The organism is Syntrophorhabdus sp., from assembly GCA_012719415.1.
Taxonomy (GTDB): Bacteria; Desulfobacterota; Syntrophorhabdia; order Syntrophorhabdales; family Syntrophorhabdaceae; genus Delta-02.
Window position 1 is genome coordinate 1 of sequence record JAAYAK010000328.1, and the last position, 20,387, is coordinate 20,387.

Here is a 20,387-nt window from a genome sequence, read left to right on the forward strand (position 1 = left end):
AATGGTGGAGCTGAAGGGGATCGAACCCTCGACCTCTTGACTGCCAGTCAAGCACTCTCCCAGCTGAGCTACAGCCCCGCAGGTAAGTGTTATAACAGCATGAGGATGAATTGTCAATGGCTATTGCGCCGCCCAAGGAGGTGCCTTAAGAGTTGCAAAGGCGCGGAAAACTTATTACCATGTGAGGGTAACGATACCGTTCAGGAGGTGCCCTATGAGGTCCATCGTTTGTTTGATGGCGGTCCTTTGTCTTGTTCTCGTGTCGACAACGTCGGTGTACGGGCAGGGCGCCGCACCCGGTGCCGGGATCAGGCTGCCCGAGCCGAAATACGACGGGAACGTTTCTGTCGAGAAGGCGCTGAAGGAGAGGCGATCGGTGAGGGTCTACAAGGATTCCCCCCTGTCGGTGGCCGAGGTATCCCAGGTCCTCTTCGCGGCACAGGGCATAACGGAGCCAGGCAGGGGCCTGAGGACGGCGCCTTCCGCGCGGGCGCAGTATTACCTCACCGTTTATCTCTTTGCCGGCAACGTCACGGGGCTTAAGCCGGGCATGTACCGCTACGTGCCAGGGGGCCACTCGCTCACCTTCATTGCCGACGGGGACGCCAAGGGCAGGCTCTACAAGGCGGCGGGTCAGGCGCCGATAGACAAGGCGCCGGCGGCGCTCGTCATTGCCGGATCGCGGGCAAGGGCGACGAACGAGAGCTGGATGTATCTCGAGGCGGGCCATGCGGCGCAGAACGTCTATCTGCAGTCAGTGCCGCTCGGCCTCGGTACGGTCGTCATGGCGGGATTCAACGCAGACGCGGTGGACAAGGCCATCGGTCTTCCCGCCGGCGAACGGACCCTTTATATAATGCCTCTCGGCAGGAAATAGATTATAATGTACTCCCGGCGGCGCGGCCCGCCGGAGACACCACAAAACAGGAAAGGACGACGATGCTGCTCTACCTTGTGCGCCACGGCGAAGCGAAGCGCGAGGACGAGGACCCCGAGCGAGGCCTCACGGACAACGGGATGAGGCATGCCCGGAGGATGGGCGAGTTCCTCGCCTTCATGGACGTCAGCCTCGACGTTGTCGTCCACAGCACGAAGAAGAGGGCCGCTGAGACGGCTCAGGCTCTCACGGAATCGATACGGCCCACCGCCGGTATCCGGGAGGAGAAGGGTCTCTCTCCCAACGACGACCCGGCGCCATGGGTCGAAAGGATAAACGCCATGACCGCCGACACTGCCATCGTCGGTCATCTCCCTTTCCTCGACAGGCTCCTCGGCCTTCTCGTCCTCGGCGACGCGGGGAGGACCATCATAGACTTCAGGCCGGCGGGAACGGTGTGCCTTAAGCCCTCGGGTGAGGGAAGGTGGCTCATCGCCTGGGTGCTTGGCCCCGAGGTGATCTGGTGAGCTATCTCGCCCTTATCATCGCCTTTATCGCGGGAGCGGCCCTGGGAGGTGTCGTCTTCTCCCTTGTTGTCACCTCCCGCGCGCGCGCCCGGCAGGCAGAGCTCGAGGCGAGGGCCGGGTCCGCCGAGGCGGTCGTTACCGAGTTGAGGCAGCAGTACCGTGAGGGCAGGGACGAAGCGCTGCGGCTCCAGGCTGAGCTTGACGCTGAAAGAGAGGCCAGGGTGCAGGCCATGACGAGGTGCGAAACGCTGGACCTTCGCCTCAAGGAGGAGATGGAGCGTTTCGAGGCCGTAAGGAAGGAGCTCTCCGAGACCTTCAAAGCCCTTTCCCTCGACGCCCTCGCGTCCAATACGAACGAGTTCAGGAAATACGCCGAAGAGTTCATGAAGCTTGCCGAGGAGAAGCTCAAATCCCAGACGGCGGAAGGGAAAAAGGAACTCGAAGGCAAGAAGGAACTCATAGACAGGAACATCGACTCCATCGGGAAGACCCTGACGGAGGTCCAGAGGCGCGTCGAAGAGGTGGGCAAGGTGAGCGGCGAGCGCATCACCGAGGTGACCACCTTGATCAAAAAGCACGAAGAGGTCACGGCGAAGCTCAGGGACACGACGGAGCACCTCGGCCGCGCGCTCGCAAGCTCGAAGAAGAGGGGCGAGTGGGGCGAGCGGATGGCCGAGGACATCATCCGTCTCGTGGGGATGGCGGAAGGCATCAACTACGTCAAGCAAACGACCCTGGAGAACGGGCCCGGTAGGCCCGATTTCACCTTCTTTCTCCCCAATGACCTCAAGGTCAACATGGATGTGAAGTTCCCCCTCGACAACTTCGCCCACTATCTCGACGCCGAGAGCGACCACGACCGGAAGCGGTACCGCGATGAGCTCCTCAAGAACGCGAAGGTGATGATAAAGCAGGTGACGACCCGGGAGTACATCAACCCCGCCGAGAACACCGTGGACTACGTCATCGTCTTCATCCCCAACGAGCAGGTCTACAGCTTCATCCAGGAATCGGACGCCTCGATCATGGACGAGGCATTGAGGCAGAAGGTCATCCTCTGCTCCCCCTTCACGCTCTACGCGGTCCTCGCCGTGATCCGCCAGACCATCGAGAACGTGAAGCTCGAACGGACCGCCTCGGAGATACTCAAGCTCCTTACCGAGTTCTCGAAGCAGTGGAAGCTTTACAAGGACAGGTTCAAGACCATGGGCGACCGCATCGACGCGGCCAGGAAGGAATACGAGATCCTCGTCACCACGCGGACGAACATGCTCGAGAGGCCGCTGAGGAAGATTGATGAACTGAGCGCGGCCGATGCCCTGGAACTGGGAACGGGGGAGCTCTCGCAGGATGAAAGCTAGTCTGCCCTCATTGAGCCGCCTCGTCCTTGCGCTTCTCCTGTCGGTGCCGTGCCTCGTCGCCGGTGCCGATGGCGGCAAGGACCTTCCCGGTTTTCTCGAAGGGAACTACGGTCTTGTCGGCAGGCGTCCGGGCACGGGCGAGACCTATTCGGGGACGGTGACGATAAAGGCGAGGGATGGCGGCCTCGAGGTCATACGGTGCGTCGGCGGATCGCGCCACGCCGGTCAGGGTTCCATCGTTCTCGTGACGGCCGACAGGATACCAGCCCTCAGCGTGCGCTGGGGCGACGGGAAGAAGGAATACAGGGGCCGATACGACATACACGGCGATGCCGACAACTACGCCAGGCTCTCGGGGCCTTATGTCGCCATGGAAGATGAACGGGAGTTCGGCTGGGAACTTCTCTACGTCGATCCCGGGAACGGCCCGGTCTGCAGGTAAGCGAGGCCCTCCGCGGAGCGGCCGGATGAAGGAGGCTTGTGATGGAAGATGAGGACCGTTTACGTACCGTGCTGAAGCAGCTCATCCAGAACAACGAGTATCTCGCCGAGAATTACCGGAAATGGGGCAGGGTCGCCGCGACGGGCGGTCTCGATGCGGTGTCGAAGGAGATAGACGAGGCCGGTCAGTTCATACAGATAGCCACGCAGAAGCTCCGGGGTGCCCTCGGCCTCATGGGAGAGTGACCGTCACCGGGTCGCCCTTTCCCGTCCCCGTTTCGCGCCTGAAGTCTCCCTTGAAAACCCCGAATTCCAGGTAGCCGGAGCTGCCCTCGAGGCAGGTGAGGCCACCCTCGCAGTAGGTCTTGCCGATCGCCGCGAAGACGTGTTCGCCCATCCGTATCTCGAAGGGGCCCTCCCCGGCGAAGTACCGCAGGGCGTGGCCCTTTATGTTCGTGATGGCGTTGCCGAAGCGGTCGAAGCGCACCACGCTCCCTTTAAGCGTCCTGCCCTCGATCACGGGATGGATGTCGCTCAAGAGAACGGGATCCGTTATTTTTCGCCCGAACGCCTGGGGGGAGTAGCCGCGGGACAGCCTGGCGGCGGCGGGGGAGAAGACGTCCCGGCCGTGGAAGGTGGAACTGACGGGGGAGAGCATGAAGTTGCGGTTCTCGATGACGTGGATATCGGGGGCGTTGTCCGCGAGGAGGGTGAAGACGCCGTTGTCGGGCCCGACGAAATGATGTCCCTTCGCCGACACGATAAGCGGCCGCCTCGCGCTCCCCACGGTGGGGTCGACGACGGCGACATGGACCGTCCCCGGCGGGAAATACCTCCAGTAGTCGTCGATGAGGAAGGCGGCCTCGCGCATGTCCTGGGGTTCCACCTCGTGGGTCATGTCGACGATCCGGCACCCCGGGTCGATGCCGAGGATGATCCCCTTCATGACGCCCACGTAGGGGTCTTTGACGCCGAAATCGGTGAGGAGGGTGATGATGCCCATCGGCCCTGCCGGTCAGAGCATCCTGATGTATTTCGCGAAAGGTTTCTTGATGATGCCTTTCTCGGTGATAAAGCCGCTGATGTACCGGGACGGGGTGACGTCGAACCCGAAATAACGGGCCTTCGCGTCTTTTACGGTGAGGAGCCTGTCGTCGAGGTATTTCACCTCCCTAGCGCTTCGCTCTTCGATCTCTATGCGGCCGCCGTCCTCGACGGCCTTATCGAAGGTGGAGACCGGGGCGGCGATGTAGAAGGGGACCTTGTACGCGTCCGCGGCGAGGGCTATCATGAAGGTACCGATCTTGTTCGCCGTGTCCCCGTTCGCCGCTATCCTGTCGGCGCCGGTGATGATCTTGTTCACCGCCCCCCGGGAGCACAGGAGCCCGGCGTGGTTCTCAGGGACGAGCTCGACGGGGATGCCTTCCTGCATGAGCTCCCACACCGTCAGGCGCGACCCCTGCATGTAAGGGCGCGTTTCCGTGGCGATGACCTTAATCTTCTTGCCCGCCTCGTGGGCGGCGCGCATGACGCCGAGCGCCGTGCCGTAGCCCCCCGTGGCAAGCGCCCCCGCGTTGCAGTGTGTCATGATGGTGTCGCCTTTTTCTATGAGCTCCGCGCCGTAGAGGGAGAGCATCCTGTTGTTCTCGATGTCCTCGACATGGATGGCCAGTGCCTCGCCGAGCATGTCTTCGGCGATGTCCCTGTCGCCCGCGTGGCCCTCAAAGGCCTCGGTCATTCTCCTCAAGGCCCAGAAGAGGTTCACCGCCGTGGGGCGCGTGGCGCCGAGCTTTTTGGCGATGCGGTCGATATCGGCCCGGCGGACGGACCGCTTCGCCGCCACGACCTCCTTCACCCCCAGCACCATTCCATAGGCGGCGACGATGCCGAGCAGCGGCGCGCCCCGGACGGTCATGTTGTTGATGGCCGTTATGACGTCCCCGGCGGTCCTGCATTTCACATATGTTTTCCTGAAGGGCAGCTCTCTCTGATCGAGAAGGTAAAGAACGCCGTTTTTCCAGTAAATATGATCCGTCATGCGTCACCTCTTTCTGTTGGTGGTCATCCCGGACCTGATCCGGGATCCAGAGGTTCTTCCGTTGCGCGTTTCTTCCTGGATTCCGGCCTAAAGCCGGAATGACGGCAAAAATCTAGGCCTTCAGCTTCTTGAGCAGGAGTTCGTTGAGGAGCGCCGGGTTGGCCTTGCCTTTCGTTTCCCTCATGACCTGGCCCACGAAGAAGCCGATGAGCTTCTCCTTGCCGGCCCTGAAGTCGGCCACTTCCTTCGGTGACCGGGCGATGACCGCGTCGATGATGCCCTCGATGGCCCCCTCGTCGGAGATCTGGAGCAGGCCCTTCTCCTTCACGTACTCACGCGGGGAGGCGCCGGTCCGGTAGATCTCCGGGAATATCTCCTTACCGATCTTGTTGCTGATGGTGCCGTCCTTGATGAGCGTGAGAAGCTCGGCCAGCCGTGCCGGTGTAACGGGGGAGTCCTTGGGGGAGATGTTGCCGTCCTTCAGTTCCCTCAACAGCTCCGTCATGATGAAGTTGCTCACCGTCTTCGCCTCGGGAAAGAGCTTGAGAACCTCTTCGAAATACGCGGCCAGTTCCCTGTCGGAGGAGAGTATCTCCACGTCGTACCGGGGCAGGCCGTAATCTTTCATGAAGCGTTCCATCTTCTCCGTGGGGAGTTCGGGCAGTGTCTTCCGCACCTCTTCGATCCATGCCTCGTCCACGGTCACGGGAAGGAGGTCGGGTTCCGGGAAATAACGATAGTCGTGGGCCTCCTCCTTGCCGCGCATGGAATAGGTGGCGCCCTGCTCGGCGTTGAAGAGGCGCGTCTCCTGAACGACGCTCCCGCCCTTCCTGATAAGGGCGATCTGGCGGTCGATCTCGTAGTCGAGGGACCTCTCGATGTAGCGGAAAGAGTTGAGGTTCTTGAGCTCCGCCCGGGTGCCGAAGGCCTCGTCGCCCTTTTTGCGCACCGAGACGTTGGCGTCGCAGCGGAAGCTTCCTTCCTCCATGTTGCCGTCGCATATCTCGAGGTACATGAGGATGTCCCTGAGCGCCTTCAGGTACGCCGTCGCCTCTTCCGGCGTCCTCAGGTCGGGTTCGCTGACGATCTCGAGGAGCGGAGTGCTCGAGCGGTTGTAGTCCACCATGCTGTAGCTGCTCGTGTCGATGGTGCGTTCGTGGACGAGCTTGCCCGCGTCCTCCTCCATGTGAATGCGCAGGATGCGGATGCGCTTCGTCTTCCCGTCCATGACGATGTCGAGCCACCCGTTGCCGCAGATGGGTTCTTCGTATTGCGAGATCTGGTAGCCCTTCGGCAGGTCGGGATAGTAGTAGTTCTTCCGGGCGAAGACGCTCCTGGGATTGATGGAGCAGTTAAGGGCGAGCCCCAGCTTGATGGCGAACTCGACGACCTTCTTGTTCAGGACCGGCAAAGCCCCCGGCAGGCCCATGCAGGTGGGGCAGGTATGGCTGTTCGGCTCGGCCCCGAACTTCGTCGAACAGCCGCAGAATATCTTGCTCTCCGTAAGAAGATGGGCATGGACCTCGAGACCCATTACCCCTTCGTAGTCACCATAATCCACGGCGCACCTCTCTGACTGCTTTCTATCGCTTACAAATGATTGAAACTATACAACAGGTAACGGTGTCATTTCAAAACAAATTGCCCCCTTAGGGGGAAAAGGGACCTTCCAATGGCGCCCGCGATATGATAAGAAGAGATGGGTACAGGAATTGGCAACAAGAAAGGTCAAAAGGAAGAAGCCGGGGAAACTCCTCCGCTTCATCAAGGTCATCGTCGTTCTTGTCGTCCTTCTCGTGGTGGGGTTCGCGGGGTTGTACATGGTCTACCCCGACGTGTCGAAGCTGAAGAAGCAGAACCCGGGGAAGACGTCCTTCATGGAATACCGGGAAGCGGAGTACCGGGCGAAGGGAAAGAAGATGCGGATACAGTCGAAGTGGGTCCCCTTGCGGTCCATATCGCCCTACCTCATGAAGGCGGTCCTCATAGCGGAGGACGATAAGTTCTGGTCCCACCACGGCTTCGACACGGAGGCGATCCAGAAGGCCCTCGAGAAGAACCTGGAGGCGGGAAGGTTCAAACTCGGCGGCAGCACGATCAGCCAGCAGCTCACGAAGAACCTCTACCTCACGCCCTCCAAGAACCCCGTCCGCAAGCTCAAGGAGGCGATCATCACCTGGAGGCTCGAGAGGGCCCTCTCAAAACGGAGGATCCTCGAGCTCTACCTCAACGTCGTCGAATGGGGCGAGGGCGTCTTCGGCGCCGAGGCCGCCGCGAGGCGCCACTTCGGCAAGCCTGCCTCGGCGCTCACCGCGGAAGAGGCGGCCAAGCTCGCAGCGGCCCTGCCCAACCCCAGACGTTACCGCGTGGACGGGACTTCCCGCTACGTCGAACGCCGCGCGAAGATCATCTACACCATCATGGTAAGAAGAGGCATAGTCGTCCCCGACTACGAAGAGGTAACGACCACCCCGCCAGAAACCGTCGACGAGACCGCTCCCACCCCGCCGGCCGACAGCCAGGGCGCCAACTCTACCACCCCCGGCCCCACACCTCCGCCCAACGGGCAATAGGGGAAAACCTTAAAGACCTTGCCTCTCGCCCGTTCGTCGCATTCGCTCCTCTCTCAAGCCCGCAGAGATCGCAGAGAAAAGATTCGGCCGGATTTCGGAGCCTCCCAAAATCCGGCCGGCTTTGCATCCCGTCTGCGACGGGAGGCAAAGAAAAGTTTGGGTTTCAGGTGGGGGTGATGGGAGTCTGGGGGGCAAGGTAGTATGGGGGTTTGAGGATGGAGTATAGGACCTATAGGACATATAGGACCCATAGGACCTATGACTACGGGGGAGATGAGAGGGGATAACTTCTTCAGGATAAAAAACACTATTTCTTTCTCTCCCGCCGGCACGGCGGGACGAGAAGGCCGCCGGATCTTGGGGGGCTCCGAGATCCGGCGGCAGTCTTTTCTCTCTTTCGGTCTCTCTCTGCGACCTCTGCGATCTTGAGCGAAGCGGGCGAGAGATAATATCTTCAAGCCTCTCCCCCCGTTCCGACCGCACACTCAAGGCACCGAACGGGCGAGAGACGCAGTCTTTCTACATCGGGACGTCGTCTTCCATCTCGGGGACGAAGTCGTCGTCGACGGGGCCCCTCGGCGAGCCGAAGGGGCGGCGTTCCTCCTGGGGTTGTCCCTGCGCCTGGCCGCTCGGCATCATCTTCATGTCCGAGGCCACTATCTCGTAAGCCCTGCGCTTGACGCCGTCACGTCCTTCATATTCGCGGGACTGTATCCTTCCCTCGATGTAGACAAGCCTTCCCTTTTTCAGGTATTCCCCGGCGATCTCAGCGAGCTTTCGCCACACGACGATGTTGTGCCATTCCGTCCTTTCCTGCTTGACGCCGGACTTGTCCTTGTATGATTCGGACGTGGCCAGACTGAAGGTGGCCACGGGTGTGCCGTCAGTCGTGTACCGGAGCTCCGGGTCCTTTCCGAGCCTTCCCATGAGCAACACTTTATTGAGATTGGACATAACGTCATACCCCCTTTGAATTGGACGGAAAATATCCAAATCCTATAGTAAGCGAGGGCAAAAGTCAATGAACACCTGGGGCGTTGTGACGACCCCGCCCGATATACCGTTGGAACCGTTGGAACCGTTAGAACCGTGGTGAAAGAAGAGAGCCCTTTTTTACCTTCAACAGGTTGTTGACAAAGTCTGTATTCATTTGGGCGAATGCCGGAATGAAAGAGCACGAACCGCCTTGAGAAATGACTTCGTCAACGGCCTGTCAAGCGATCCAAGCCCTTCTGTCCCCTCTCCCGTAGCTTTCCCTTCGGGATGGTGCCCTCGATGAAGTCCCAGGGGAAGACCTCGTCGCGGGGGCGGTCGCGCAGGGCATAGAAGTTAAGGTTGACGGGGCTTTCCCTGAGGATACGCGCGAGGCTTGTCCCGTGGGCGAGGCGAACGACCGTGTCCGACACGTGCCGGTCACCGCGGGCAAGCACCGCCTGGAGGAAGCTGAACTTCACCGAGTCATGGGTGAAATAGGTGTTGTCTATTTTGCCGAAGGCGTGCGTGAGGCGCGATACCTTTTGCTTCATCTCAGCCATGTCGGCCATGGGAAGCCACTGAAAGGGCGTGGCCGCTTTCGGGACGAAGGGGCTGGCGTGAACGGTGATGCCGCCGAGGGCCCCCCGCGGTGCGCCCCGTTTGATCATGGTGTGGCGGATGCGCTTCACGAGGTCCGGTATCGCGTCGATGTCGCCTGGTGTCTCCCCGGGGAGGCCGATCATGAAATAGAGCTTGAGGTTGAAGGACTTGAGGGCCATGATGCCGTCGATGCGGGAGAGGATCTCCTCGTCCGTCATGGGCTTGCCGAGGAGGTGTCGCAGGCTTTCCGTTGCTGCCTCGACGCCGAAGGTGAGGGTCTTCACCGTATCCTTCATGAGTTCGATGAGGCGTAAGGGGACCTCGTCGAGGCGGAGCGACGGGAGATGGACGCCTATCCCCCGGGAGCTGAGATCTGCGACGATCTCGGTGATGCGGGGGTGGTAGGACACGCCGCCGCCTATGATGCCCACGTCGCTCGCCTCTCCCACCGTCACGTCGATGTCCTCCGACCTGAAGCCGTAGAGGTTGCCGAGGAGACAGAAGGAGCACCGCGACGGGCAGCCGCGCGTCCCCTCGACGAGGACCATGTCCGCGAACTCCGTGTTCGGAGTGGTCATGACGGACATGCCCAGCGCCTCTCCCTTGTGGCGCTCCACGGTGACGGCGAAACCAGCGGGATCGAAACCTTCCACCCGGCCATCTCCACCGTACCGCACCGACAACCCTGCAGGGTTGTAAACGAAGGGCAGTGCTGTGAGCTTGTCGACGATGTGACCCCTTCCCGAATCGCGGCCCGCAATGAAGCGTTCCATGAAGGAGGGAATGGTGGCTTCGATGTCGCCCATCACCATGAGATCGAAAAAGGGCGAGACGGGCTCGGGGTTCGCAATAACGCAGATCCCCCCGGCGACGACGAGCGGGGAGTTCTCCCTCCGCTCCCGGGCGAGGACCCCGACTGACGACCCTTCAAGCACCTTCACGATATTGGGATAGTCGAGCTCGAAGGAGAGGGTGAAGAAGACGATCTCGAAGGAGGAAAGGGTCCGGGAGCTCTCCAGCGAGACAAGCGGCCTGCCTTCCTCGTAGAAAAGCCGTTCGCACACCACATCATCCCGGTCGTTCAGCGTCCTGTAGAGGATGTGCGTCGCAAGGTTCGACATCCCCACGTGATAGGAATTGGGGAAAACGACGAGAACAGGTATCCTGCCCCCCCATTTCTTGCGGATGGTACCCTTTTCCCCGAGAAGAAGGTCCGCCTTGTCGTCATTCCGTCGCGCGCGCTTCTGAGCCATTGCAGTAATAACAATAACACAGATCAGGTAATGGGTGATAGGTCATAGGCGATGGGCTATAGGACGGCGGTTGGAAGCGAAAGAAAAGGCTTGAATGGCTTGACAGGCCGTTGACGAAGTCATTTCTCAAGGCGGTTCGTGCTCTTTTGTCATTCCGGCCTTCGCCGGAATGACGTCGAAAATGAGTTTATCAACAGGTTGTCAAACGGTTCAAGCGGTTGAAGCGGTTCAAGCGGTCTTCTGGGTGTAAGGTTGAGGGGTGGCGGGACGAGAGCTTTCGCCACCCCTCGTTTCAGGAGGTTAGTCTGCCTGCTTCCTGAGAAATGTCGGGATGTCGTAGCGGTCATCATCGATGTCGATGGTGTCGCTCTTTTGCCGTATCTCCTTGTAGTCGACCTTGTAATCGATGGCCACCTTCTTCTTCATGAAGGAGGGAACGTTCTCATCGTCGAAGAGCTTGCCCCTCAAGAAGGGTTCCGTCCTGTCCTCATCGATGACGGCGCGTTCCTCGAAGCCCGTGGCGATGACGGTTATCCTCAGGGAATCCTGCATCGTCTCATCGTAGACGAGGCCCCAGATGATCTTCGCATCCTCGTGGGCCTGTTCCTGGATGAGTGTTGAGGCCTCGGAGACCTCCATCAGCGTCATGTCCGTGTTGCCCGTGACGTTGATGAGGACGCCGCGTGCGCCGTGGATGGAGATGTCTTCGAGGAGCGGGCTCGATATGGCCTTCTGGGCGGCGTCGCGGGCCCTGTTCTCGCCTTCGGATTCACCGATGCCCATGATCGCCATGCCCCGCTCGCTCATGATCGTCTTCACGTCCGCGAAGTCGACGACGACGTGACCGGACCCGACGATGAGGTCGGAGATGCTCCTGACCGCGTTGAGCAGGACCTCGTCGGCCTTGAGGAACGCCTCCTTGATCGTCATGTGCTTGCCGCCGATGGAAAGGAGCCTCTGGTTGGGGATGGTGATGAGCGAGTCGACGCGCGACTTGAGCTGGACAACGCCGCCCTCGGATTGGTTCATCCTGTCCTTTCCCTCGAAGGCGAAGGGTTTCGTGGCGATGGCCACGGTGAGGGCTCCCACCTCCCTCGCTATCTCGGCGATAACGGGGGATGCGCCCGTTCCCGTCCCACCGCCGAGGCCGCATGTTATAAACACCATGTGGGCACCTTTCAGGTGGTCCTTGAGCTTGTCCACATCCTCGAGGGCGGCCTTCTTGCCCACCTCTGGATTGGCCCCGGCTCCCAGGCCCTCCGTCAGCTTCGTGCCGATCTGGATCTTGACGGGCGCCTTGCAGGTGCTCAACGACTTGATGTCGGTGTTGACGGCGATGAACTCAACGCCCTGAACACCTGCTTCCACCATGTTGTTGAGCGCGTTGCAGCCACCTCCTCCAACACCGACCACGATGAGTTTTGCTGAAAATCCGTTGCTCTCGTCCATGTAGAACATTCCACTCACCTCGCACCTCCTAGAATATTTCTTTGAACCAATCCTTCATCTTCGTGAGCAGCTTCTGGTTGCTGAAGAGCCTCTTCATCGACCGTGTCGCGTCAAACCCACGTTTCTTCCCTCGTCCTTCCTTGAAACCGAAAAGCAAAAGCCCCACCGCCGTCGCGTACGCAGGGTTGTTGACGACGTCGATAAGGCCTCCAACGCCTATGGGGTCGCCCTTCCGCGCCGGGAGGTTGAATATGTTCTCCGCTATCTCGGGCAGGCCGTCGAGGTTCGAGCACCCGCCCGTCAGCACGACGCCGGAGGCGAGGAGCTTCTCGAGGCCCGATTTCTTGATCTCCTCGTAGATCAGGGAGGCCACCTCCTCGACCCTGGGCTCTATGATGTCGGCCAGCGTCTTGCGCTGGAGCGTCCGGGGCTTGCGGCCGCCGACGCTCGGGACCTCGATCGTTTCGTTCTGACCGACGAGGCTCGCCATGGCGCAGCCGAATTTCTTCTTTATCTTCTCAGCGTCGTCGATGGGGGTCCTCAGGCCGATGGCAATATCGTTCGTTATGTTGTTACCGCCAAAGGGCAGGACGGAGGTGTGCTTTATCGCTCCATTCGCGTACACGGCGATGTCGCTTGTCCCCCCTCCGATGTCCACGACGGCGACGCCTATCTCCTTCTCTTCCGGTGTGAGGACAGCCTCGGCGGAGGCGAGCTGACAGAGTATGACATCGTCGACGTTGAGCCCCGCCAGTCTGCAGCACTTGATGATGTTCTGGGCGGAGGAGATGCTGCCCGTCACGATGTGGACCTTCACCTCGAGCCTCACCCCCGTTATTCCCACCGGGTCCCTGATCCCGTCCTGGTCGTCGACGATGAACTCCTGGGGGATGACGTGAATGAGCTCCCTGTCGGCGGGGATCGCCACCGCCTTCGCGGCGTCGATGGCCCTGTCTATGTCGTCGGGACGCACCTCCCTGTCCTTCACGGCGACGACGCCGTTGGAATTGAAGCTCTTTATGTGCGCTCCCCCGATGCCGGCGAGGCAGGAGTCTATCTTGATGCCGGCCATGAGCTCCGCTTCCTCGACGGCTTTCTTGATGGAGTTGACGGTGCTGTCCATGTTGACCACAACACCCTTGCGGAGACCCGTCGATGGGTGGGAGCCGATGCCGATGATGTTCACCTGGTTCTCCGTCGCCTTTCCGACGACCACGCAGATCTTTGTCGTTCCAATGTCAAGCCCAACGAGGAGCTGTTCGTCGTCCTTCACCCGGATCACCCCTTCCTTTCCTGGATTATGGCGCCCTTTTCAAAGCGCGCGTCGATGCATTTTATGACAAGGCCCCGCTTGCTCGCGTCCTTGAGGACGGCGAGGGCCCTTTTCAGTCTTTTCTTGTGGTCCTCCCTGCCGAGGATGATCTCCACGCCATCGTCGAGACCGAAGATGGTGAGATCGCCCTCACGGTAGGAGACCTCCGAGAGCTGTTCCCTCCTCAGGATACCCTCGGCGACGAAGGCGTTCGTTTCGCTGAAGACCTTCTTCACATCCAACCTCTCGCGGGTGCTGATGATATAGAGGTTTCTGACATCGTCCTTCCCGAGGGGGCGGTAGGGCTCGCCCTTTTCGTCGAGGACGTGGACGGCGCCGTCCGCCGCGACCCACAGGGCCGACGGGGTCTTCTCCTTCACGTCGATGACGATGGAGAAGGGATAGACCCTTTTCACGCTCACTTCCTTAACGAAGGGATGGGATGTGAGGGCTTCGCGGACCTTTGCCACATCCACCTTGAAGATGCTCTCCGTGAGGTGGGGAGCGATCTTGGCCATCGTTTCCTTGTCGCCGAGCTGGGAGAGGCCGTTCACCTTTATGTTCTGCAGGAAGAAGAGCGGTTCCTCCCGGGAGAACAGGTAGGCGATGGAGAGCATCGAAAGGATGCACACCGGTCCGATGAAGAGCGTGTAGAGAAGTTTCCTCATGTCTTCAGCGATGCTCCTCCAAGTATCTCCTCGATGAGCTCATCGAACGAGCCCCCCTGACAGGCCCAGGCCTTGGGGACGAGAGAGGTCTCCGTCATGCCCGGGGACGTGTTGATGTCGATGACAAGGGGTACCCCGTCCCTTATGAGCATATCCGTCCGCACGCACCCGGAGAGGTCGAACCTCCGGTAGACGTCCATGGCGATGGCCTCGGCCTTTTTCGCCACCTTCCGCGGTATCCGCGCGGGGACGATGTATTCCGTCTTTCCCTTCGTGTACTTCGATTCGAAATCGTAGAAACCCGACAGCGGCCTCACCTCCACAACGGGAAGGACCTTTCCGTTGACGACGGCCACGGTGATCTCCTGCCCGGCCACAAACTCCTCGACGACGACCTTCCTGTCATATTTCCGGGCGAGCTCGAGGGCCGCGGGGAGGTCCTTTTTCCTGTGGACCATCGATATGCCGATCGTCGACCCCTCGTTCGCGGGCTTGACGACGACGGGAGGTTTGAGAGTGACCTTCGTGCCGTCGTCGACTATGACATATGCCGGCGTCGGGATCCCCGTTGCTTCGAGGATGAACTTCATGACGGCCTTGTCCATCGCCGCCGATGAACCGAGCACTCCGGGGCCCGTGTAGGGTATTCCCATGATCTCGAGGAGACCCTGGACGGTGCCGTCCTCCCCCCATCTTCCGTGGAGGACGATGAAGGCCGCCCCGATCTTCTCCTTCTTCAGCTTTTCGACGAGACGGTCCTTCGCATCGATGGCCACCGCGTCATATCCCGATCGGGCAAGGCTTTCCAGGACGGCTGCCCCGCTCTTCAGGGATATTTCGCGTTCCGACGACCTTCCTCCCAGCAGGACGCCTACCTTCACTTTCTTGAGACTGTTCCTATCCATTGAACCCCCAGAGTTCCACCTCTTCCTCGAGCCTCACCCCGAGCTTCGAGAGGACCTCCTCCTTTATCTTTCTGATGAGGGCCGCGATATCGGCGGCCCGGGCGTGCCCCATGTTCACGATGAAGTTGGTGTGTTTCTCCGAGACGCAGGCATCGCCCATGCGGTATCCTCTCAGGCCCGCCTTTTCCACAAACCACCACGCGGACCTGCCCCCGGCCGCCTTGAAGACGGACCCCGCGGAGGGGTATTCCATGGGGTGGCGCTCCTTTCTCTCGCGGTACACGTATTCCATCTCCCGCTCGAGGTCCTCACCGTCGGCGGTGTGGAGGCGGAACCTGCCGGCGATGACGCATTCCTCGCGGCCCACCGGCGAGGTGCGGTAGCCAAAGTCCTCGAACTTGACCGCCTTCTCGACGATCTCGCCCCGTGTCGTCATGACGTCCATGCCGATGACGGTGTCCGATATGGACTGGTCGAAGCTCCCGGCGTTCATCTTTATCGCCCCGCCCACGCTTCCCGGTATCCAGTACAGCCTTTGAAGGCCTCCGAGGCCCCGCTTCGCGCATTCCCTGATGAACCTCGCGAGGGGATACCCTCCGCCCACCTCGGCAATGGCGCCGTCACGGGTCTTCTCGAAGGTCAGGCGCCGCATCCTCGCTATCCGTATCAGCGCCGCCCGGATCCCTTCATCGCTGACGATGATGTTCGTGCCGTTGCCCAGGAAACGATAGGGGATGCCCTCCCCGTTGAGGCGCCGCACCATCGCCGAGATATCGGCCCTGTCAGCGGGGTACAGGAGCCACTCCGCCGGCCCGCCGACACGCATCGAGGTGTACCGCCGCATGGGCGCATTCGCCAGAACCGTCCCCTTTATTCCTTTCCACTCCATACGCCCTTCAGTCTCTCATCGATCTTGTACAGGTCGCCGGCGCCCAGTGTGACGACGACGTCTCCCGCCTTCGCGTTCTCCAGTATCTTCTCCACCACATCGTCCCTGGTAGGGGCGAAGATGACATTCTTGTGCCCGCTCGCCCGTATCTTCTCGGCGAGACTCGCCCCGGTGACCCCCTCTATGGGGTCTTCCGAGGCCGCGTATATCTCTGTCACGATCAGGATGTCCGCCTCGTTGAAGGATGTGGCGAACTGTTCCATCAGCGCCCGGGTCCTCGTGTAGCGGTGCGGCTGAAAGGCCGCTATGATCCTGTCCTTCCACATCTTCCGCATCGCCGACAGGGTTGCCCTGATCTCCGTTGGATGGTGGCCGTAATCGTCTATGAGCTTTATGTCCCCGTCCCATTTTATCTCCAGCCTGCGGTGGATGCCGGAGAAATTCCCGAGGGCCTCCTGTATCGTGCGGAAGGGAATGTCGAGCTCGATCGCCACGCCGCAGGCGGCGAGCGCGTTCACGACATTGTGTATCCCCGGGAGCGTGAGGTGGATCTCGCCCAGATCATATCCCTTGTATATGACCCTGAAGCGTGTCACGAATCCCTCGTAGGAGATGTTGTCCGCCCTCAGGTCCGCCTGCTTCGACAGGCCGTAGGTCATGTAGCGGCGCTTGATAAGGGGTATGAGGCTCTGTATGTTGGCGTTGTCTATGCAGATGATGTTGACGCCGTAAAAGGGGACCTTGTTGAGGAAGGCGAGAAAGGCGGCCTTGATCTCATCGATGTCCTTGTAGAAGTCGAGGTGCTCGAGGTCGATGTTCGTGGCGACGGCAATGGTGGGATAGAGGAGCAGGAAGGTGCCGTCGCTCTCATCGGCTTCGGCGACGAGGAACTTGCTGTCGCCCAGCTTGGCGTTGCTCCCCAGGCTGTTGAGCCTTCCCCCGATGACGCACGTCGGGTCGAGCCCGGCATGGCCGAGGATGGAGGAGACGAGAGACGTCGTCGTCGTTTTCCCGTGGGCCCCGGCGACCGCAACGGAGTACTTCATCCGCATGAGTTCGGCGAGCATCTCCGCGCGCTGGATGACGGGTATGAAGAGCTCCCGTGCCTTCTTCACCTCCGGGTTGTCGGACCGCACCGCCGAGGAGACCACGACGACGTCGGAGTCGATGATGTTCTCCTCGCCGTGTCCCTGGAAGATGACGGCCCCGAGGGATTCGAGGCGCTCCGTTATGTCCGTGCGGCGAACGTCCGAGCCGGTGACCTTGAAGCCGAGGTTGATGAGCACTTCCGCGATGCCGCTCATGCCGATGCCGCCGATGCCCACGAAGTGGACCCTTTCTATCTTATGAAAGACCATGTTCCATACCTCCGATGATACGCGATGCGGCATCGTGTACGAATATCTTTTCCAGGTTGCGGCCCATCTCTTCCATGAGGGGCCTGTCCTTCATGAGCTGCCCGATGACGCCAAAGAGCCTCTCGCCCGTCGCCTTGTCGTTTCCGATGAGGTAACACCCCCCGGCTTCCTCCACGTGGGCGGCGTTCTGCCATTGGTGATTGCCTGCCGAATAAGGGTAGGGGATGAGTATTGCCGCTTTCTGATAGAAAGCGAGTTCGAAGATGGTTGTGGCCCCGGCGCGGGCGATGACGACGTCGGAGAGGGCATAGTACCTTTCCATCTCCTTCGTGAAGGCGAAGACCTCGTGAGTGACGGAGCGCTTCGCATAGGCGCCGCGCACCCGGTCGAGGTCATCCGCTCCCGTCTGGTGGTAGACGGCTACGCCCGGTATCCCCTCAAGAAGGGGCAGAAGGGAAATGACGGCGTCGTTGATGCTCCGTGCGCCCCGGGAGCCGCCGAAGACGAATATGCCGAAGGAGCCCGGCTCTTTAAGGCCCTCGATCTTTTTGAGGTTGCTCCGCAGGGGATTGCCGGTGTGGACGCAGCGCCCCGCCGGAAGGTATTTCTTCGTCTCCTCAAAGCTCACGAAGACCCTGCGTGTGATCTTTGAAAGGAATTTGTTCGCGAGCCCCGGCTGAACGTTCTGTTCATGGATAAAGCAGGGGATGGCGAGCAGCCTTCCCGCGGCTATAACGGGTACCGAGGTGAACCCGCCCATGCCGAGGATGGCGTCGGGCCGCTCTTTCCTGAGAACCTTGAGACACATGACGATGCCCTTAATCATCCTCAGGATGGTGATCGCCTTGTGGATCGGGGAGCGTCCCAGGAACTGGTGCGCCTCGATGAGGCAGAGCCGGAACCCGGCATCGGGGATGATCTTCCCCTCGAGGCCATAGGGCGTGCCGATGAAAAGGACGCTGTTGTCGGTGGCGCGCCCCATGAGCGCCTCGGCGACGGCTATTCCCGGAAAGATGTGTCCCCCTGTCCCGCCCGCGGATATGACGAGCCTCATGACTTCCCCCCTTCGGTCTTCAGCATCGTTCCCGCAAGGGGAGCAAGAATGGCGATGAAAAGGGCCGGCTGATAGAGGAGCCCCGTGGAGAACCTGACCCCCGCGACGAGGAGGATATCCATGGCGATGTAGAGGAAACCGAAGAAGGGCAGCATGGTGGAAAATGAGCTCTTCTTCATGACGAGGGCGAAGCTCGTGACGAGAAGGGCGAAGGCCGACCCGAGGAGTATATACCTGTTCATCTCGGCAAGGCCCGCAAGCCCGCTGCCGGTCAAACCGGCGCCCTGACGGTATGCCATGAAGGCCGCGATTGAGGTGTAGGCGGCGATGAAGGGGATGATGCGGTACTTTCCGATGATGAAGAGGAAGAGGATGAGGGCGGCCGCGAAGGATATCAGGAAGACAAGCTTGCCCATTATGTAAAGGTTGAATCCCGACGAGAAGAAGAGGATGGACAGGGCCGTGATCTCCTTGAAGACGTCCTGGCCCTTTTCTTCCATGCCGCTGAGATAGAGTATAAAGGCGTAAAATGAGACGAAGACGATGGCGATCCGGGCAGCCTCGGGAATGGCGAGCCTGGGGTAGAAGAAGAAAAGGACGGTGACCATGAAGGATAGGACTATGATCGGGTACTTCATGGCCTCGATGGAGCGCTGGGGGAGCCGGAAGATGGCGTAGCCCGCGGCCGCCCCGGCGATGACGACAAGGACCTTCGCCACGGTGTATTCCCGGAGGAAGCCGTACACGAGAAGGAGCGACAATATGGCTATGAGGATCTTTTTCACAGCGCCTCCACTATCCTCCTGAAGGTGTTTCCCCTGTCCTTGTAGTCCCTGAACATGTCGAAGCTGCTGCACATGGGCGACAGGATGACGGAGTCTCCCTGCCCGGCCTTCGTGAAGGCCAGGGACACAGCCGCGGCCATGTCCCTCTCGAGGTACGTGGGGATGGCATCGCCGAGCTCGGACGCTATCCGGTCCCGTGCCTCGCCTATGGCGATGAGGGCCTTTATCTTCCCGGCCTCCTCCCGGATGACCCGGTAGCTTCCGCCCTTGTCCTTCCCGCCCGCGATGAGGATGATGCCGCCTTCCATGCCCTCGAGGGCCCTCTTCGTCGCGTCCACATTGGTTGCCTTGGAGTCGTTGTAGAAGGAGACGCCACGGATGGCGCGGACGAACTCGACCCGGTGGGACAGTCCCCTGAATGTCCTCAACGCCTCTTCGATGACCTGCCCGTCCACGCCGTGGATGCGGGCCACGAGAAGGGCGGCAAGGATGTTCTCCGTGTTGTGGACGCCCGCCAGCGGCGACAGGTCCCTCGGCCAGGAGGTCTCCGTCCCGTCCATCCTGACATGGAGCCTTCCGTTCTTCGAGAAGGCGCCCTCATCGAGTTCCTCCGTCACCGAGAAGGACAGCACGCGCGGTGACCCCTTCATGACGACATCGAGACCCTTTCTGATAACGGCAGAATCCCCGCTCCCCTGGTTGTCGAAGATGCGGTACTTTGCCTGCCTGTACTCGTCGTAGCTGCGGTAACGGTCCAGGTGGTCCTCGGTGATGTTGAGGAGCACCGCCGTCGCCGGCCTGAAGGTCTCTATGGTCTCGAGCTGAAAACTGCTCACCTCGACAATGACGTGGGAGGTCTTTGCGTTCCCGGTCACGTAGTTGATGAGGGGATTGCCTATGTTCCCCCCGACGAAGACGTCGCCGAAGGCCCGCGAAAATATCTCGCCGATGAGGGTCGTCGTCGTCGTCTTGCCGTTGGTGCCGGTGATGGCTATGACGGGTTCCCTGATAAAGGAGGCGGCGAGCTCCATCTCTCCGATGACACGCACCCCTGCCTCGCGCGCCCGCCTGAGCGCCGGCAGTTCGCTGTCGACGCCGGGGCTGAGGACGATGAGGGGATAGGAGGCGAAGTCTTCGGCGCGATGGGGCCCGAAATGGCCGGTGAAGGAGATGCCTTCGAGGTCCTTCAAGGGTCCGGCCAGTTCGGCCGCGTTCTTTTCGTCGGCGAGTCCGATCGTCTTCCCTTTCCGTGAAAGGAACCGTGCCGCGGCTATCCCCGAGGCACCGAGTCCGACGATCAATATGCGGTCAGGTATATCCAT

General features: G+C 60.6%; 20 protein-coding genes and 1 tRNA gene. 6 read left to right on the forward strand and 15 right to left on the reverse strand.

What is annotated here, in order from left to right; all coding sequences use genetic code 11:
• Positions 1 to 2: 2 nt before the first annotated feature.
• Positions 3 to 78 (reverse strand) — tRNA-Ala (locus GXX82_18300).
• Between the two features lie 157 nt (positions 79 to 235).
• Between GXX82_18300 and GXX82_18305 the strand changes: the two genes are divergently transcribed.
• The 5 genes from GXX82_18305 (at position 236) to GXX82_18325 (ending at position 3,452) form a co-directional block, all read left to right on the forward strand.
• On the forward strand, positions 236 to 877 hold the full coding sequence (locus GXX82_18305; protein ID NLT24990.1) for a SagB/ThcOx family dehydrogenase: 642 nt from the start codon (positions 236 to 238) through the stop codon (positions 875 to 877).
• Between the two features lie 62 nt (positions 878 to 939).
• Positions 940 to 1,404 carry a phosphohistidine phosphatase SixA gene (gene sixA, locus GXX82_18310; GenBank protein ID NLT24991.1) on the forward strand — a complete coding sequence of 155 codons (465 nt, stop codon included), beginning with the start codon at positions 940 to 942 and terminating at the stop codon, positions 1,402 to 1,404.
• Entirely contained in the window at positions 1,401 to 2,765 is a 1,365-nt protein-coding gene (gene rmuC, locus GXX82_18315; GenBank protein ID NLT24992.1) for a DNA recombination protein RmuC, read from the forward strand. Before sixA ends, rmuC begins: the two co-directional genes overlap by 4 nt.
• Positions 2,755 to 3,207: a hypothetical protein gene (locus GXX82_18320; GenBank protein NLT24993.1), complete on the forward strand. Its 453-nt coding sequence runs from the start codon at positions 2,755 to 2,757 to the stop codon at positions 3,205 to 3,207. Before rmuC ends, GXX82_18320 begins: the two co-directional genes overlap by 11 nt.
• A gap of 41 nt (positions 3,208 to 3,248) precedes the next feature.
• Positions 3,249 to 3,452 carry a hypothetical protein gene (locus tag GXX82_18325; protein NLT24994.1) on the forward strand — a complete coding sequence of 68 codons (204 nt, stop codon included), beginning with the start codon at positions 3,249 to 3,251 and terminating at the stop codon, positions 3,450 to 3,452.
• On the opposite strand, the gene GXX82_18330 is transcribed toward GXX82_18325, so the two are convergent.
• From GXX82_18330 to gatB, 3 genes are all read right to left on the reverse strand, one after another.
• Positions 3,439 to 4,209, reverse strand: a complete 771-nt coding sequence (locus tag GXX82_18330; GenBank protein ID NLT24995.1) for an SAM-dependent chlorinase/fluorinase — start codon at positions 4,207 to 4,209, stop codon at positions 3,439 to 3,441. The two genes, GXX82_18325 and GXX82_18330, sit on opposite strands and share 14 nt — an antisense overlap.
• A 12-nt stretch (positions 4,210 to 4,221) precedes the next feature.
• Positions 4,222 to 5,244, reverse strand: coding sequence for an S-methyl-5-thioribose-1-phosphate isomerase (gene mtnA, locus GXX82_18335; protein ID NLT24996.1), 1,023 nt, complete (start codon positions 5,242 to 5,244; stop codon positions 4,222 to 4,224).
• A gap of 112 nt (positions 5,245 to 5,356) precedes the next feature.
• Positions 5,357 to 6,778, reverse strand: coding sequence for an Asp-tRNA(Asn)/Glu-tRNA(Gln) amidotransferase subunit GatB (gatB, locus tag GXX82_18340; GenBank protein NLT24997.1), 1,422 nt, complete (start codon positions 6,776 to 6,778; stop codon positions 5,357 to 5,359).
• 178 nt (positions 6,779 to 6,956) lie between these two features.
• Here gatB and mtgA point away from each other — a divergent pair, with 178 nt between their 5' ends.
• Positions 6,957 to 7,817, forward strand: coding sequence for a monofunctional biosynthetic peptidoglycan transglycosylase (gene mtgA, locus GXX82_18345; protein ID NLT24998.1), 861 nt, complete (start codon positions 6,957 to 6,959; stop codon positions 7,815 to 7,817).
• 519 nt (positions 7,818 to 8,336) lie between these two features.
• Here mtgA and GXX82_18350 read toward each other — a convergent pair.
• From GXX82_18350 to murD, 11 genes are all read right to left on the reverse strand, one after another.
• Positions 8,337 to 8,771, reverse strand: a complete 435-nt coding sequence (locus GXX82_18350; protein ID NLT24999.1) for a single-stranded DNA-binding protein — start codon at positions 8,769 to 8,771, stop codon at positions 8,337 to 8,339.
• A gap of 248 nt (positions 8,772 to 9,019) precedes the next feature.
• A complete protein-coding gene (locus GXX82_18355; protein ID NLT25000.1) occupies positions 9,020 to 10,645 on the reverse strand; it encodes a radical SAM protein in 1,626 nt (541 codons plus the stop codon).
• A 300-nt stretch (positions 10,646 to 10,945) separates the two neighbouring features.
• Complete coding sequence (ftsZ, locus tag GXX82_18360; protein NLT25001.1) at positions 10,946 to 12,103, reverse strand: cell division protein FtsZ; 1,158 nt, start codon at positions 12,101 to 12,103, stop codon at positions 10,946 to 10,948.
• A gap of 19 nt (positions 12,104 to 12,122) precedes the next feature.
• Entirely contained in the window at positions 12,123 to 13,367 is a 1,245-nt protein-coding gene (gene ftsA / locus GXX82_18365) for a cell division protein FtsA (GenBank protein NLT25002.1), read from the reverse strand.
• Between the two features lie 5 nt (positions 13,368 to 13,372).
• The gene (locus tag GXX82_18370) at positions 13,373 to 14,074 is read right to left on the reverse strand and encodes an FtsQ-type POTRA domain-containing protein (GenBank protein ID NLT25003.1); all 702 of its coding nucleotides are present in this window, start codon (positions 14,072 to 14,074) and stop codon (positions 13,373 to 13,375) included.
• Complete coding sequence (locus GXX82_18375; protein ID NLT25004.1) at positions 14,071 to 14,979, reverse strand: D-alanine--D-alanine ligase; 909 nt, start codon at positions 14,977 to 14,979, stop codon at positions 14,071 to 14,073. The genes GXX82_18370 and GXX82_18375 overlap by 4 nt, the downstream gene beginning before the upstream one ends.
• Positions 14,972 to 15,868, reverse strand: coding sequence for a UDP-N-acetylmuramate dehydrogenase (gene murB / locus GXX82_18380; protein ID NLT25005.1), 897 nt, complete (start codon positions 15,866 to 15,868; stop codon positions 14,972 to 14,974). The genes GXX82_18375 and murB overlap by 8 nt, the downstream gene beginning before the upstream one ends.
• Complete coding sequence (locus GXX82_18385; GenBank protein ID NLT25006.1) at positions 15,850 to 17,226, reverse strand: UDP-N-acetylmuramate--L-alanine ligase; 1,377 nt, start codon at positions 17,224 to 17,226, stop codon at positions 15,850 to 15,852. Before GXX82_18385 ends, murB begins: the two co-directional genes overlap by 19 nt.
• Positions 17,213 to 18,280, reverse strand: coding sequence for an undecaprenyldiphospho-muramoylpentapeptide beta-N-acetylglucosaminyltransferase (gene murG, locus GXX82_18390; protein NLT25007.1), 1,068 nt, complete (start codon positions 18,278 to 18,280; stop codon positions 17,213 to 17,215). The genes GXX82_18385 and murG overlap by 14 nt, the downstream gene beginning before the upstream one ends.
• Entirely contained in the window at positions 18,277 to 19,065 is a 789-nt protein-coding gene (locus tag GXX82_18395) for a hypothetical protein (protein ID NLT25008.1), read from the reverse strand. The genes murG and GXX82_18395 overlap by 4 nt, the downstream gene beginning before the upstream one ends.
• The gene (gene murD / locus GXX82_18400; GenBank protein NLT25009.1) at positions 19,062 to 20,387 is read right to left on the reverse strand and encodes a UDP-N-acetylmuramoyl-L-alanine--D-glutamate ligase; all 1,326 of its coding nucleotides are present in this window, start codon (positions 20,385 to 20,387) and stop codon (positions 19,062 to 19,064) included. Before murD ends, GXX82_18395 begins: the two co-directional genes overlap by 4 nt.

Bases quoted from the DNA above. Each gene is read 5' to 3' on its own strand.
- murD (NLT25009.1), bottom strand. From the start codon at position 20,387: ATGGATATACCTGACCGCATATTGATCGTCGGACTCGGTGCCTCGGGG.
- GXX82_18330 (NLT24995.1), bottom strand. From the start codon at position 4,209: ATGGGCATCATCACCCTCCTCACCGATTTCGGCGTCAAAGACCCCTAC.
- gatB (NLT24997.1), bottom strand. From the start codon at position 6,778: ATGGGTCTCGAGGTCCATGCCCATCTTCTTACGGAGAGCAAGATATTC.
- sixA (NLT24991.1), top strand. From the start codon at position 940: ATGCTGCTCTACCTTGTGCGCCACGGCGAAGCGAAGCGCGAGGACGAG.
- GXX82_18355 (NLT25000.1), bottom strand. From the start codon at position 10,645: ATGGCTCAGAAGCGCGCGCGACGGAATGACGACAAGGCGGACCTTCTT.
- GXX82_18320 (NLT24993.1), top strand. From the start codon at position 2,755: ATGAAAGCTAGTCTGCCCTCATTGAGCCGCCTCGTCCTTGCGCTTCTC.
- GXX82_18370 (NLT25003.1), bottom strand. From the start codon at position 14,074: ATGAGGAAACTTCTCTACACGCTCTTCATCGGACCGGTGTGCATCCTT.
- GXX82_18325 (NLT24994.1), top strand. From the start codon at position 3,249: ATGGAAGATGAGGACCGTTTACGTACCGTGCTGAAGCAGCTCATCCAG.
- GXX82_18385 (NLT25006.1), bottom strand. From the start codon at position 17,226: ATGGTCTTTCATAAGATAGAAAGGGTCCACTTCGTGGGCATCGGCGGC.
- murG (NLT25007.1), bottom strand. From the start codon at position 18,280: ATGAGGCTCGTCATATCCGCGGGCGGGACAGGGGGACACATCTTTCCG.
- GXX82_18375 (NLT25004.1), bottom strand. From the start codon at position 14,979: ATGGATAGGAACAGTCTCAAGAAAGTGAAGGTAGGCGTCCTGCTGGGA.
- GXX82_18305 (NLT24990.1), top strand. From the start codon at position 236: ATGGCGGTCCTTTGTCTTGTTCTCGTGTCGACAACGTCGGTGTACGGG.
- ftsZ (NLT25001.1), bottom strand. From the start codon at position 12,103: ATGTTCTACATGGACGAGAGCAACGGATTTTCAGCAAAACTCATCGTG.
- GXX82_18350 (NLT24999.1), bottom strand. From the start codon at position 8,771: ATGTCCAATCTCAATAAAGTGTTGCTCATGGGAAGGCTCGGAAAGGAC.
- mtnA (NLT24996.1), bottom strand. From the start codon at position 5,244: ATGACGGATCATATTTACTGGAAAAACGGCGTTCTTTACCTTCTCGAT.
- murB (NLT25005.1), bottom strand. From the start codon at position 15,868: ATGGAGTGGAAAGGAATAAAGGGGACGGTTCTGGCGAATGCGCCCATG.